Annotated in this window: 11 protein-coding genes; 8 read left to right on the top strand and 3 right to left on the bottom strand. The window is 43.6% G+C overall.

Annotated features, from left to right (window positions below):
• Window positions 1–18: 18 nt before the first annotated feature.
• On the top strand, window positions 19–3372 hold the full coding sequence (mfd, locus tag AC2D6U_RS11305) for a transcription-repair coupling factor (RefSeq protein ID WP_484721093.1): 3354 nt from the start codon (window positions 19–21) through the stop codon (window positions 3370–3372).
• Here mfd and AC2D6U_RS11300 read toward each other — a convergent pair.
• A complete protein-coding gene (locus AC2D6U_RS11300) occupies window positions 3359–4081 on the bottom strand; it encodes a LytR/AlgR family response regulator transcription factor (protein ID WP_484721092.1) in 723 nt (240 codons plus the stop codon). The two genes, mfd and AC2D6U_RS11300, sit on opposite strands and share 14 nt — an antisense overlap.
• Window positions 4078–5232, bottom strand: coding sequence for a sensor histidine kinase (locus tag AC2D6U_RS11295; RefSeq protein ID WP_484721091.1), 1155 nt, complete (start codon window positions 5230–5232; stop codon window positions 4078–4080). Before AC2D6U_RS11295 ends, AC2D6U_RS11300 begins: the two co-directional genes overlap by 4 nt.
• 246 nt (window positions 5233–5478) lie before the next feature.
• Between AC2D6U_RS11295 and AC2D6U_RS11290 the strand changes: the two genes are divergently transcribed.
• Window positions 5479–7143 carry an SUMF1/EgtB/PvdO family nonheme iron enzyme gene (locus AC2D6U_RS11290; protein WP_484721090.1) on the top strand — a complete coding sequence of 555 codons (1665 nt, stop codon included), beginning with the start codon at window positions 5479–5481 and terminating at the stop codon, window positions 7141–7143.
• 44 nt (window positions 7144–7187) lie between these two features.
• Here the strand turns inward: AC2D6U_RS11290 and AC2D6U_RS11285 are convergent, their stop codons facing one another.
• Window positions 7188–7889: a ComF family protein gene (locus tag AC2D6U_RS11285; protein WP_484721089.1), complete on the bottom strand. Its 702-nt coding sequence runs from the start codon at window positions 7887–7889 to the stop codon at window positions 7188–7190.
• A gap of 21 nt (window positions 7890–7910) precedes the next feature.
• On the opposite strand from AC2D6U_RS11285, the gene AC2D6U_RS11280 reads away from it, so the two are divergent.
• From AC2D6U_RS11280 to ybeY, 6 genes are all read left to right on the top strand, one after another.
• Window positions 7911–8255: a carboxymuconolactone decarboxylase family protein gene (locus tag AC2D6U_RS11280; RefSeq protein WP_484721088.1), complete on the top strand. Its 345-nt coding sequence runs from the start codon at window positions 7911–7913 to the stop codon at window positions 8253–8255.
• Entirely contained in the window at window positions 8255–8620 is a 366-nt protein-coding gene (locus AC2D6U_RS11275; protein ID WP_484721087.1) for a hypothetical protein, read from the top strand. The genes AC2D6U_RS11280 and AC2D6U_RS11275 overlap by 1 nt, the downstream gene beginning before the upstream one ends.
• The gene (locus AC2D6U_RS11270; RefSeq protein ID WP_484721086.1) at window positions 8617–9375 is read left to right on the top strand and encodes an exodeoxyribonuclease III; all 759 of its coding nucleotides are present in this window, start codon (window positions 8617–8619) and stop codon (window positions 9373–9375) included. The genes AC2D6U_RS11275 and AC2D6U_RS11270 overlap by 4 nt, the downstream gene beginning before the upstream one ends.
• A gap of 94 nt (window positions 9376–9469) precedes the next feature.
• Window positions 9470–12817 (top strand): DUF4175 family protein, encoded by a 3348-nt coding sequence (locus tag AC2D6U_RS11265; RefSeq protein ID WP_484721085.1) that lies wholly within the window; start codon window positions 9470–9472, stop codon window positions 12815–12817.
• A gap of 8 nt (window positions 12818–12825) precedes the next feature.
• Window positions 12826–13227: an ATP-binding protein gene (locus tag AC2D6U_RS11260; protein ID WP_484721084.1), complete on the top strand. Its 402-nt coding sequence runs from the start codon at window positions 12826–12828 to the stop codon at window positions 13225–13227.
• Window positions 13228–13656 (top strand): rRNA maturation RNase YbeY, encoded by a 429-nt coding sequence (ybeY, locus tag AC2D6U_RS11255; RefSeq protein ID WP_484721083.1) that lies wholly within the window; start codon window positions 13228–13230, stop codon window positions 13654–13656.
• The last annotated feature ends 27 nt before the right edge of the window (window positions 13657–13683 follow it).

Below are 13683 nucleotides of genomic sequence, written 5' to 3'. Positions count from 1 at the left end.
CAGCCCAATCCGCGCGTTTTGAGAGTAAAAGAGTTCTTAAAGATCTACCGAGAAGACCCTGTCGTTCAGACCATCGCTGAACAGCTCAAGCCCAATGAAGAAAATCATTTGCGGTTGAAAGGACTTATCGGCTCCTTGGATGCCATTATCGCCGCTTCGGTCTATCAGTTGAATAAGCAAACCATGATCATGGTCATGCACGACAAAGAAGAGGCCGCCTATTTCCAAAATGACCTTCAAAACCTCTTAGGAGAAAAGGAGGTGCTGCTTTTTCCTACCTCTTATAAACGACCTTATCAATTCGACGAGACAGAAAATGCCAATATTCTCATGCGGGCAGAGATCCTCAACCGGATCAATCACAAGTCCTCGTCTGGGGAATTGATCGTTACCTATCCAGAGGCACTCACGGAGAAGGTGATCAATAAAAAAGCATTATCAACCAATACCTTCAGCACCAAAGTTGGGGAAAAGATAGATGTTCAGTTCTTAACTGAGCTCTTGCAAACCTTTGGTTTTGAACCTACCGACTTTGTTTACGAGGCAGGACAGTATTCCGTAAGGGGAGGTATCATAGATGTGTACTCCTATGCACATGATTTGCCCTATCGAATCGAACTCTTTGGTAATGAGGTAGACAGCATCAGAACCTTTGATCCTGCTACCCAATTGAGTCAAGAAACGGTAAAGCAGATCAACATCATACCAAATGTGCAAACCAAATTACTGGAAGAGTCTCGACAAAGCTTTTTAGAGTTTGTACCCAACAATTCCAAGATCTGGTTCAAAGACTATCAGCAAACCCTTGATGTCATTGATAAATATTATGCCAAAGCAAGCGATAACTTTGACGATGTACTTTCAGCAACAGATGTTCAGGTGGTGCTCAGCCCAAGGGAGCTGTTCGAAACCTCTGAAACCTTTGTAGAAAAGCTCCACGATTATGGGCAGGTTGAGTTTGGAAACCGTTTCTACATTAACGCGACACATGAGCACGTTTTCCATGCAGAGGCACAAGCATCATTCAATAAGAATTTCGACCTGATCGTTGAAAACTTGAGTAGCTGGCAAATGCAGAACATGAGCTTGGTAGTGGCTGCAGAGTCACCAAGCCAAACCGATCGCCTGGAGACCATATTCACCGAACTGGACCCCAGCATTAAGTTCCATCCCTTACACATCGGACTGAGAAAAGGCTTTATCGATAAAGGACGAGAGCTACTGGTCTACACCGACCATCAACTATTCGATCGTTTCCACAAGTACAAAACAAAGACCAAGCACTCCAAGTCAAAAGCACTTACGCTTAAAGAGCTCCGCTCACTACAAACTGGAGACTATGTGACCCACATTGACCATGGCATCGGGCGCTTTGCGGGTCTGGAAAAGGTGGACGTAAACGGAAGAACCCAGGAGTCTATTCGCTTGGTTTATCGCGATGATGACTTGCTGTATGTAAGCATCCACTCGCTTCATAAAATATCAAAATATACCGGCAAAGAAGGGGTGCCTCCTTCCATGAGTAAGCTCGGCTCACAGGAATGGGAGAACAAAAAGAAAAAAGTACGTGGAAAGGTCAAAGACATCGCCAAGGACCTGATCAATCTCTACGCCAAACGAAAAAAAGCCAATGGTTATGCCTTTGCAGAAGACGGCTTTATGCAAGCAGAGCTTGAATCTTCTTTTATTTACGAAGACACCCTCGATCAAGCGAAAGCCACTGAAGATGTCAAAGCAGACATGGAGCAACCACACCCGATGGACCGTCTGGTCTGCGGTGATGTGGGCTTTGGCAAAACAGAAGTGGCCATCAGGGCGGCGTTCAAAGCCGCTGCCAATGGAAAGCAAGTAGCAGTACTTGTGCCAACAACTATCTTGGCCATGCAGCACTATCGGACCTTCTCAGAAAGGCTAGCGAACCTGCCTGTTAAGGTGGAATACATCAATCGATTCAAAACGACCAAACAGATCAAAGAAACCTTGGCAAGAGTGAAATCGGGCGAAACAGAGATCTTGGTAGGGACGCATCGCATCGTGAACAAGGACGTGATATTCAAAGACTTAGGCTTACTGGTCATCGATGAAGAACAAAAATTTGGTGTACGCGTCAAAGACAAGCTGAAAGAATTCAAGGTAAACGTTGACGTCCTGACCCTCACAGCCACTCCAATACCTAGAACCTTGCATTTTTCTTTAATGGGTGCTCGCGACTTGAGTGTCATTGCAACTCCTCCTCCCAACCGGCAGCCCGTGACCACCGAGTTGCATACCATGAATGAGACCCTCATTCGAGATGCCGTTAGCTTTGAACTACGAAGAGGAGGACAAGTTTTCTTCGTCCACAATCGCATCAGCGACATTGAGCAGGTGGGAAATATCATTTTACGCTTGGTACCTGATGCCCGGGTTGGCATCGCGCATGGTCAAATGGACGGTGCGACCTTGGAAAAACGAATGGTCAAATTCATCGAAGGGGAGTTTGATGTGCTGGTTTCTACCAACATCATCGAATCCGGGCTGGATATTCCAAATGCCAACACCATCATCATCAACCATGCCCACATGTTCGGCTTATCTGATCTGCACCAAATGCGCGGACGAGTAGGCCGTTCCAATCGTAAAGCATTCTGTTATTTACTTACCCCACCGACCATTGGCTTGACCTCTGATTCTCGCAAAAGACTTAGCGCATTAGAAGAATTCTCTGATCTCGGCGACGGGTTCAAAGTAGCCATGCGCGATTTGGACATTCGTGGAGCTGGAAACTTATTGGGAGCCGAGCAAAGCGGTTTTATCTCAGACCTTGGTTTCGACGTCTATCACCAGATTCTGGATGATGCGGTGCAGGAGCTTAAAGAAACGGATTTCAAAGACCTGTTTAAAACCGATTTGGTCAAAGAAGCTGCAAAAGCCATCGCTCAGGACACCACCATTGAAACTGACCTTGAGATCTTGATTCCGGATCATTACGTTTCCAATATCTCTGAACGACTGAATCTGTACGCGAAACTCGATAACATCAAGAATGAGGAAAAACTTGAGAAGTTTACACAAGAACTTATCGACCGATTTGGTCCTATTCCTGAGTCCGTCGATCAACTGATCAGAACAGTTAGACTACGTTGGTTGGGTGAACAACTCGGCTTTGAAAAAGTGGTCTTAAAGAATGGAAACATGAAATGTTACTTCGTTTCCTCTGATAGCGAAGCCTACTTTCAGTCACCCATATTTGGAAGCGTTTTGGCCTTCATTCAAGGAAACTCCAAGCGGTGTAAAATGAAGGAATACAAGACCCGTTTGATCCTCACCATTCAAGAAGTAACTACCGTAAAAGAGGGAATTGAGCTCTTGACTGGGATCAAAAGCTCATGATGTCTTTAAATTTCAATGTTTGTCTGCGCGACACGTCAATTTCTTCACCTCCTTTTAAATAGATACGTAAACTACCGCTAAACCAGGGCTCAATACGTTCGATCCATTTCAGGTTGATGATCTGCTGGCGATTCGCTCTAAAAAAGGTTTTATCATCGAGGCGAGACTCCAAATAGTTCAAGGTTCTGGTGATCATGGGCTTTGATTCCTCGAAATAAACGGTGGTATAGTTTCCGCTTACCTCAAACAATCGAATATCCGCCAACTGCACAAACCAACACCTCTCACCGTCTTTAACAAAGACTTGGTCATTGATGGTCAATCGGTCGTCTTGCTCTTCCGCTTGCTCTTTCTTCTTTTGAATTTTATCAAAGACTTTGGCGACGGCTCCTGCCAATCGTTCTTTTTGAACAGGCTTGACCAAATAATCTAGGGCATTGTATTCAAATGCCTTGAGGGCATATTCATCATAAGCCGTAGAAAAGATCACCTCAGGCACAGATTCTAGTTCTTCTAAGAGCTTAAATCCGTTCTTGCCTGGCATTTGAATGTCCAAGAAGATCAAATCAGGCTTTAATTCTCCTATTTTCTCTTTGGCTTCATCGACACTGGCCGCCTCGCCTATAACCTGAACTTTATCAAATTCTTTTAACAAGCGCTTGAGCTCATTTCTGGCCAAACGTGAATCGTCAACGACTAATGTTTTCATACTGTGTTGTCTTCTAAAGGTATTTTAATAGTGGCACACACCATCTGCTCATTCATGTTTTCCACGCTGAGATTGGCCTTTTCTCCGTAAAGCAACCTCAAACGTTCGCGAGAATTGTTGATTCCAATGCCTCTGCGGTTACTGCTTGACGGCTTGATCTTCAATTGCCCTGTATTTTTCACATAAATCGTTAGGCACTCATGCGTAAGTTTTGACTCAACAATGATCTCTCCTCCCTCAGGAAGTTCATTAATACTATGCTTAATGGCGTTTTCCACTAAGGTTTGAATGATCATCGGCGGAACCTCAATTTCATTAACCGCAGGCTCAATGTTGAATTGGTACCTTAACCGTTCTTCCAATTGAATGGCCTCCAGGTTAAGGTAGTCTTTTACAACCGCCAATTCCTTGTCTAAACTTACCTTTTCAAATTGGTCAAATTGAATGGAAAATCGTAACAAGTCGGATAAATGTGTAATTGAATCCCGTGCCCGATTGGAATCTTCCACAACCAAGGACCTGATGTTATTGAGGCTATTAAAGATGAAATGCGGATTGATTTGTGCTTTTAAGGCACTTAATTCCGCATCTTTTACAGAGGCCGATAACTTCCATTTTTCAATTTCCACTTCCCTTGTTCGCTGTAAATATTGATAAGCAAAATAGAGTGCTGACCAAGAAATAAAGTAAACGCCAAAGCTGATCACGAAGCTCAAAATGGAGATAATGATCTTGCCCGGTGTAAACTGGGCGAGCGTAGCTTCATTGATTTTTTGTTGTAATTCAGGGTCTAGGCCTTCCACTTGCGGTGTGCCCATTACCTCTTGTAGCACTTCAGGGTTTGCTTTTGCTACCACCACAAAAACGGCAATAATCACCCCCAAACTCAGCAACCCCAAGATGGTGCCTTGAATAATAGAGGCCAATAAGACGCGCGGAACAAGTTTCGGAACCGATAGCTGCTTCCAATTCCTTTTTTTCACGTAGAGTCGATACACATGACTGATCAAAACTCCGATAAGAATGAAGACGATATTTGCGATCAAAGCCAAAGGACTAGGCACAAATAGGAGCATGGCCATGAAAGAGGTGACCATCAAACCTCCCCAGCCACCAAACTGCAGCAACCAATACAGCTTATTCTTATTCATCTTCCAAAAGAATTGAAATTCGTATTAAGGACATAATAAAGAAAAGTAAGTGGTCAATTAACGGGATTAGCCGTTCATTTTGGCGGCTAGTGCATCAGAAAGTTCACTCGAGTGATGAAAATTACTTAAATCGATGAAATATCGCTGCTGATACTGCGTTTGACAAAAACACAGATGCTTTGTGAAACACTGCGTAAAATGTATATTAGCGGGTTATTACACCTCAACAAGACATAAACGTTGAACATGAAATTCCTCAACTTACCTATAAAAACGTTATTGGCAGGTAGCCTAGTGGTTTTCACCATGAGCTCTTGCAAATTATTAGGGATTGGAGGAGGCAGCAATGTCGATTCCAAGACGGGTGCAGAATATGCAACCGACAGTGACCTATTGGGTTACCGTCCGTACAGCGAACAAGAACTTCCCTCTCCTCCTGGAATGGTCTTTGTACAAGGCGGTCGTACCGTTTTAGGCTCCTATGAGCAAGACCTCTATGGTTCACGAGACAACATTGAACGCACGGTTACGGTGAATTCCTTCTTCATGGACGAAACAGAAGTGACCAACTCCAACTGGAAGTCTTATGTCCACCATCAGTTTCACCCGATGGATCTTACCCTTCCATCCAATATCGAAGTGCTCGACCCGGAAGACGATGAAAACAAAGAACAAGGACAAGGAGGAAACCAGAATTTACCGCCAGGACCAAATCAAAACCTGATATTCGTTCCGGCTAACCTGAGCATCAATGGACAAGAAAAAGGAGCTATTGAACCTGATGATGAGGTATGGGAATCTCAGTTTGCTTTCAACTCGGTCTATGCGAAAAACTACTACAGTAATCCGGGTTTCAATAACTACCCCGTTGTTGGTGTCACCTGGAGACAGGTAGAGGATTATTGTAAATGGAGAACGGACTACGTTAACCTTGGCTTGATCATGGAATTGGACATTGAAGAGCTTCCACAAGACTTCAGAGATAATTTCTTCGCTGTAACGAATGGAGGAGATTATGTATTAGCCGATGGAAACGGGAGCCCTTTCCCTAGTGAAAAACCGAATAACGTAGCCGGTGGCGCAAATCAAAATGCACAGGGAGGTGTTGCGGATGAGCAATTCATCTCTATGCAAACCTTTTTCGACTGGCAAAAGCAAGTGGTTGAGTACATCAATCAAGATGCTAACGAAACTAAATTCATTGAACAAGGCATCTATCTCCCTGATTTTAGGCTTCCCAACGAGGCAGAATGGGAATACGCGGCCAAAGCCACGATCGGAACCGTTTACTTGGATGAGAACGAAGAATACGGGAGGATTTACCCTTGGGACGGCAGAAGCACCCGAAACCCATATGGAAAAGAAAGAGGACAGTTCTTGGCCAACTTCAAAAGAGGCAGAGGAGATTATGGTGGTATTGCCGGCGGCGTGAATAACGACGGGGCAGTTCTTCCGGAAGAGGTCGGTCAACACGAAGCCAATGACTTCAATTTATTCAACATGGCGGGTAATGTGAGTGAATGGGTCTACGATACCTATCGTCCGCTGGCATTTTCTGAATTTGATGACATGAACCCTCAAAGAAGAAGCCTTGGGGATGAAGATACCAGTGACCCACAATCCAATTATGGTTGGGATTCTAACTCCAGCAATCCGAATACGAAGGATCAAATACGTCCTACCGATGCCAATGGCCAGCCTCAAACAACAGGGTATCGCTCGTTGATCAATGATCGAGCGAAGGTCTATAAAGGAGGTTCATGGAAAGACGTTGCATACTGGATGGCGCCAGGAACCAGACGATTCCTCGACATGGACAAGAGTACCAATACCATTGGTTTCAGATGTGCCATGATCTCGATCGGAACCAGTCAACTGGATCAATCGAACGGGTTATTTGGCGGAAGATAAGTCTCAAAGAGTTTTCAAGAAAGAGGGAGCAATTGCTCCCTTTTTTATTTCGCAGCTCCTAGCACCAAAACACTGATGCTTGCCGGCTGCGCAACCCTTAATGCCTCAACACAAGCAATAATCGTTGATCCCGTGGTCAGCACGTCGTCAACCAGCAGCACCGCTTTGTTCTTTAGCCGATCGCGATGCCGTGCATTCAATACATAGGTTTCCTTGAGCGCTGTCATTCGTTCGATTTTACTGAGCCCGGTCAAGGATTCATTGTGCTTTACCCTGAGCAAGGCATCTGTCAGTATCGGTGTACTTAGTGAAGCTGAAAGCCCTCGACAAATGCGTTCTGCTTGATTATAGCCTCTTTGCTGCTCCTTACTTTTGTATAGAGGAACCGGAACAGCACAATCAAATGCCATTGCTTGTCCATCACTCTTTAGCTCTTCTGCATACCAACAGGCCAACATCTCGGCCAGCTCCGGTTCATGCTCATACTTCATGTGATGGATGATCTTTTGAAAAACGCTCCCTTTCTGATAATAACAATAGACGAACAAATTCTTCAGGTCGACTATATTATTAAACTTTTCATTCAACGATTCAATTTGCAGCTTGTGATTGCTAGTTTTTGGTAAATCATAACGACATTTGACGCAGATATGCGCAACACCTCTTGGTAATGGTGAGGAACAACCTACACAGAGCGCCGGGTAGAATAAAGAGACAAAATCTGAGAAGACCTCTTTGATATGCATGTCATTTAAATTCAGCTATTAATGAGTATTGTTCAAGAATTTAATCAATATCGGGAAGAAATGAATGACAAGATCTTGGAAAAGAATAACCTTGTCATCAAACGAATATTCAACCTCGATACTAACGCATTCAATGAAGGAGCACTCGATGTCAAAACTAAGGAACTGCTAGGCTTAGTCGGCTCAATGGTGTTGAGATGCGATGATTGTGTAAAATACCACCTGGGAAAATGCAAAGAAGTGGGGTGGACACAGGAGCAAGTCTATGAGGCTTTTGCGATCGCCAACTTAATTGGAGGAACCATCGTGATTCCTCATTTAAGACGGGCCGCAGAATACTGGGATGAACTCCAAAAAGTAAGCTGATGTATAAAAAAGACCTTTCCTTACAAATTAGGTGGGTCAAATTGCTCAAACATTTAGGTGAGCAAATCGGTAAAAGACCCAAAGACCTTAACGCCGTGCTGTTCTTGATTGGCGTTCAAGAGCTCGGGTCTGGACGAAAGAATTTCAGCAAAGAAGAAAAACAAGACCTGATGCACATTGCTATCTGCAAGGTGTTGAGCTTAGCCGGTTACTATGAATTGGCAGGCAAAGACGAAGACGGTTGGCCCCACTGGAAACCGTTGAAGAAATTGCCGCATTTTGATCTATTGGATCAAGAAAAGCTCCTAAAGCTTAGTGTGCTAGACTATTTCGAAGAGGAATATAACCTGATATTTGAGGCATGAAAATTATTTCTTACAACGTAAACGGCATTCGGGCAGCCCTGAACAAGGGGTTCAAAGAATGGCTTAGTCAAGAAAACCCTGATGTCTTGTGTCTGCAAGAATTAAAAGCACTTCCTGAACAAGTGCCAGACTTTTATTCTGACTTGGGGTACGAAATGTACTGGGAAACGGCAGAGAAGAAAGGTTACAGTGGGGTGGCTATTCTGAGTAAAACCAAACCTAAGGCCGTTGTCAATGGCTGCGGAGACCCTCGATATGACCAAGAAGGACGTGTCATTCGTGCCGATTATGAAGACTTTTCTGTCATGTGCGTTTACATGCCCAGCGGCACCTCGGGCGATGTTCGTCAGGAGTTCAAGTATGAATGGCTAGACTTCTTTTATGATTATGCGCAAAGCGTTAGGAAATCACAACCTCAACTGATCATTTGTGGTGACTATAATATTGCTCACACCGCTAAGGACATTCACAACCCCGTTTCCAACAAAAATTCTTCCGGCTTTTTACCTGAAGAACGCGCTTGGCTCAGCAAATTCATCGCGCTTGGTTTTATCGATAGCTTTAGGGCATTCCATGAGGAGGCCGATCAGTATTCGTGGTGGAGTTACCGCGCCAACGCCAGAGCTAACAACAAAGGGTGGCGAATAGATTACCTGATGGCGACAGAGGAAATGCGGGGCAGATTAAGCCATGGAAGCATTTTGCAAGAGGTAAAACATTCAGACCACTGTCCTATTTCATTAGAAATTGATTGATTCCTTGTATATTCCTCTTTATATCAAAACGGTAAGGGTCATTCATACGTTTCTTCTGTATTGACTGATCGATTCATCCGTGGATGAAACACTTATGGGAATTAAAGAACAGCTCCAAGCCTACAAGAAAAAGTACTACCTGAACAAAGCACTTAAAGGTTCTTTGCTATGGGTAGCGGGTGTTGCTGCGGTATTCTTTCTCATCAACACCTTGGAGTTCAGTGCTCAATTCAATGAGCTAGGCCGATCTATCCTGTTTTTCTCCTATGTAATTTCATCTTTAATTAGTGCTTACCTACTGATTATCAGGTACTTGATTATAAGAAGTAGAAGAAAAGCCCAAATAACAAATGAAGAGGTCGCTCAACAGGTTGGAAAGTTCTTTCCAGAAGTGTCTGATAAATTGTTGAATTTACTTCAGCTGGAAAAACTATCGAATGCCCAAAACGCCCTCATCTCAGCAAGTATCAAGCAAAAGGCTGATGAAATTGGGCAAGTGCCCTTTGTGCAAGCCATTGACCTCAAGCGCAATACATACTATTTGCGTTATGTTATTCCTCCCGTTTCGGCCATTTTGCTCACCTTGGTCTTTCTTCCTCAGCTGATCACGAAGAGCACTGAACGAATCATCAATTTCAATACAGCTTACATCCCAGAAGCACCGTTCTCTTTTCAGCTTGCGACCAATGAGCTGATTGGTTTTCGATCTGAGGCCTTTGAACTTCGTTTTCAAACCATTGGCCAAACAACACCCCCAGAAGCCTTTATCGATCTTAATGGACGAAAGGTAAAAGCCAAGAGTGAAGGAAATGGCAACTTTAGCTATGTCTTTGACCGATTAAACTCGGACCTTCGCTTTCAGCTAGAGGGAGCCGGTATCTCTTCTTCCGTTTATGAACTGAAAGTGGTGGAACGACCGCTATTGGAGGCTTTTCAAATCGAATTGACCTTTCCCCAACATACACAACTAGCAAAGGAGACCGTTCAAAACTCCGGAAACCTGCGCATACCTGAAGGGACCAATGTGGTCTGGTCATTACGAACACGTGCCACTGAAAATGCCAACATTCAACTGGCAGAGAAGCTTTTTCCTTTCGAACAGAAAGAGGGTAGTTTCCGCTTTGACAGCGCCTTCAAGGCCTCTTCACCTTACAAGTTGGTTTTATCGAACGAGTTCTCACAGAACAAAGACTCCTTAAGCTTTTCCATAGAGGTCATCAAAGATCAATACCCAAAAATTCGACTGGAGCAATATCAAGACACGTTACTTTATCGTGACATTGTATTTGCTGGTCAGATCGAGGACGATTACGGATTTAGTGCGTTACGGCTTCGTTATGCCTATGAGGGTGATGAGGCATTTGAATTGACGGATATACCCATTGAACGAGGGGTTAAGGACCAAACCTATTATTACGTTTTTCGGCTTGACAGTGCGAACATCAAAGCCGGGGGTGAATTAAAATACTTCATAGAAGTAGTGGACAACGATCGCATCAATGGGTTCAAACGAAGCAAAACAGGTACTTATTCTTTCAAAATTCCGTCCAAAGAGGAAATCGCAGACGAGATCGAACAAGGCAACCAACAAGTCGCTCAAGAGATCAATAAAACACTCAAGGAAGCCGAAGAACTTCAAAACAGCATCGATGAGTTGGACGAACGCTTAAAAACAAAAAAAGAGCTCGACTGGCAGGACGAAAAGTTGATGAATGACATCCTCAAGCAAAAGGACGAATTGAATAAAAGACTTGAGCAACTGAAGAAGGAGAATCAGCAAAACAATAAAAAGCAAAATCAATTCGAACCCAAAAGCGAAGACATTCAGCAAAAAATGAATCAGCTTCAAGAGATCATGGACAATGTGCTTGACGAAGAAACACGCAAACTCTATGATGAATTAAGGAAATTACTCGAAGAAAATGCTGATATCGAAGAGTTTAGGGATCAAGTAGAAGAAATTAAGAACAACAGTCAGAACCTGGAAGAAGATCTAGAACGAACGCTCGAATTGTTCAAAAAGCTCCAGTTTGACATGAAGCTTGAAGAAAAAATCGAAAAACTCGACGAGGCTATCCAAGACCAAGAGGCACTTCAAGAAGAAACTCAGAATGGCGACAAGTCAGATGAAGCCTTGGCCGAAGAACAACGGAAGGAAATGGAGGAACTAGAGAAGCTTCAAGAAGAGCTTGATCAATTGAATGAGCTCAATCAAGATCGGAAAAACCCAGAAGCGCTACCTAAAGACCTCAACGAGTCGTTTGAAGAAATTAAAGAAGAGCAGCAAGAAGCTGAGGAAGCGCTGAGCGAAGAAAAAACAGAAGAACAATCTGAAGAGGAGGAACAGGAAAGCGCATCAGAAGAAAAAGAACAGAATCAGCAAAAGAACTCGGGAAAACGTCAAAAGGCGAGTAAGGCACAACAACGTGCTGCTCAAAAGATGAAAGAGGTCAAGCAAAGCCTTGAGTCCATGCAGAGCGGCATGGAAATGGAGCAACAACAAGAAAACTTAGACAACCTCAGAGACCTGGTAGACAATCTGGTTACGTTATCCTTCAGCCAAGAGGAGCTCATGAATGAGTTTAAAGACATCCGGCAAAGTGACCCTAGATTTGTCACCTTATCCCAAGAACAGCTTAAGATTCAAGATGACTCAAAGATCATACAAGACAGCTTGGTCGCATTGAGTCAGCGCGTATTCCAGATTAGCTCTTTCGTGATGAAAGAATTGAATCAAATGAATACCCAAATGGAAGGAACTGTAGAGGCGCTCAAGGAGAAGAATATCAGTCAAGCTGTTGGTAGACAGCAGTTTACGATGACATCTGTAAACAATCTAGCCCTTCTCTTAGACGATATTCTTCAGAATATGCAGGAGCAAATGGCATCACAGATGGGTGGCTCTAGCAAAAAGAAAGGAGAAAAAAACATGCCCATGAGTGGCTTGTCAGAACTGCAAAAACAATTGAGTGAACAAATCAAAGAACTCAAACAAAGTGGAAAGTCAGGTCGTGCGCTCTCTGAAGAATTAGCCAAACTTGCAGCACAACAAGAACGCTTGAGAAATGCATTAGAAAACTTTGAAACCGGTTTCAACGGAAATAAATTAGGTGAAAAGATCGATAAGCTTATTGAGCAAATGGAACTCACCGAAATGGATCTACTGAATAAGAACATTTCAGAAGAAACGATCGAACGACAAAGAGACATCTTAACACGAATGCTCGAAGCTGAAAACGCCGTCGAGCAGCGTGGAGAAGATGAGAAACGTGAAGCGCAAACCGCCTATGAATACGAACTTTCTGTACCTGAGAGTATGTTGGACTACCTCAAGCAGAAAGAAAAAGAAATTGAATTGCTAAAAACGATCCCTACAAAACTCAATCCTTACTACAAGAAGGAAACCAATAAGTATTTCAACAAAATTAAGAATAACAAGTAATCCGCTCCATGAACAGCATTAGCATTGAAATACCCTCCATCGCAGAAAACATTCGCATCGTGGAAAGCTTTGTCGACAATGCCAAAGAGAAATACCAATTAACCGACGACTTGTACGGAAACATCATGATCGCGGTGGTGGAGTCTGTTAATAATGCCATCCTTCATGGAAACGGTTCGGATAAGCGCAAACTCGTCACTTTATCCGCCGAACTCAAAGAAGACGAAGTTACCTTTACTATCGAAGACCAGGGCAAAGGTTTTAACCAAGACCACCTTCCAGATCCTACAGCCCCTGAAAACGTCAAGAACCCGGGAGGTCGAGGAATCTTCCTCATGCGACATCTAGCAGATGAGGTCGTATTCACCGAAGAGGGCAGGAGGGTCTCCCTTACATTCTATCTCGATTAGATGAAGACCATACAGTTCTTTATCGAAGATGTCAGCCTAAACCTCTCCCATAAAGGCAAGTTACGCACATGGCTAACCTCAATCGCCAGCGAATATGGCTACGAGATCAACCAACTTAACTACATCTATTGTTCAGACAACTATTTGCTTGACATTAACAAGACTTACCTCAATCACGACTATTATACCGACATCATTACATTCGACCAACGAGAAGATTTATCTAACACGATAGAAGCAGACATCTTCATATCCATCGACCGCGTCAAAGAAAATGCTCAAGAACAGAACTTGCCCTGGAAAACAGAGATGCATCGCGTCATGATTCACGGACTTCTACATCTTCTAGGTTTTGATGACAAGACCCTGGCACTCCAACAAGAGATGCGAAAAACAGAAGATGCTTGCTTATCTTTGCTGCAAGATTGAGTGCTGTTCCACGTGGAACGTGAACCG

It is taken from the genome of Roseivirga sp. YIW32 (assembly GCF_057219245.1).
This window is presented reverse-complemented; position numbering and strand designations above follow the sequence as displayed.

What these genes read in the sequence shown, in the direction of transcription:
- AC2D6U_RS11270 (WP_484721086.1), top strand. Translation starts at nt 8,617, where the DNA reads ATGAAAATTATTTCTTACAACGTAAACGGCATTCGGGCAGCCCTGAAC.
- AC2D6U_RS11275 (WP_484721087.1), top strand. Translation starts at nt 8,255, where the DNA reads ATGTATAAAAAAGACCTTTCCTTACAAATTAGGTGGGTCAAATTGCTC.
- AC2D6U_RS11295 (WP_484721091.1), bottom strand. Translation starts at nt 5,232, where the DNA reads ATGAATAAGAATAAGCTGTATTGGTTGCTGCAGTTTGGTGGCTGGGGA.
- AC2D6U_RS11285 (WP_484721089.1), bottom strand. Translation starts at nt 7,889, where the DNA reads ATGCATATCAAAGAGGTCTTCTCAGATTTTGTCTCTTTATTCTACCCG.
- AC2D6U_RS11265 (WP_484721085.1), top strand. Translation starts at nt 9,470, where the DNA reads ATGGGAATTAAAGAACAGCTCCAAGCCTACAAGAAAAAGTACTACCTG.
- AC2D6U_RS11260 (WP_484721084.1), top strand. Translation starts at nt 12,826, where the DNA reads ATGAACAGCATTAGCATTGAAATACCCTCCATCGCAGAAAACATTCGC.
- AC2D6U_RS11280 (WP_484721088.1), top strand. Translation starts at nt 7,911, where the DNA reads ATGAGTATTGTTCAAGAATTTAATCAATATCGGGAAGAAATGAATGAC.
- AC2D6U_RS11300 (WP_484721092.1), bottom strand. Translation starts at nt 4,081, where the DNA reads ATGAAAACATTAGTCGTTGACGATTCACGTTTGGCCAGAAATGAGCTC.
- ybeY (WP_484721083.1), top strand. Translation starts at nt 13,228, where the DNA reads ATGAAGACCATACAGTTCTTTATCGAAGATGTCAGCCTAAACCTCTCC.
- AC2D6U_RS11290 (WP_484721090.1), top strand. Translation starts at nt 5,479, where the DNA reads ATGAAATTCCTCAACTTACCTATAAAAACGTTATTGGCAGGTAGCCTA.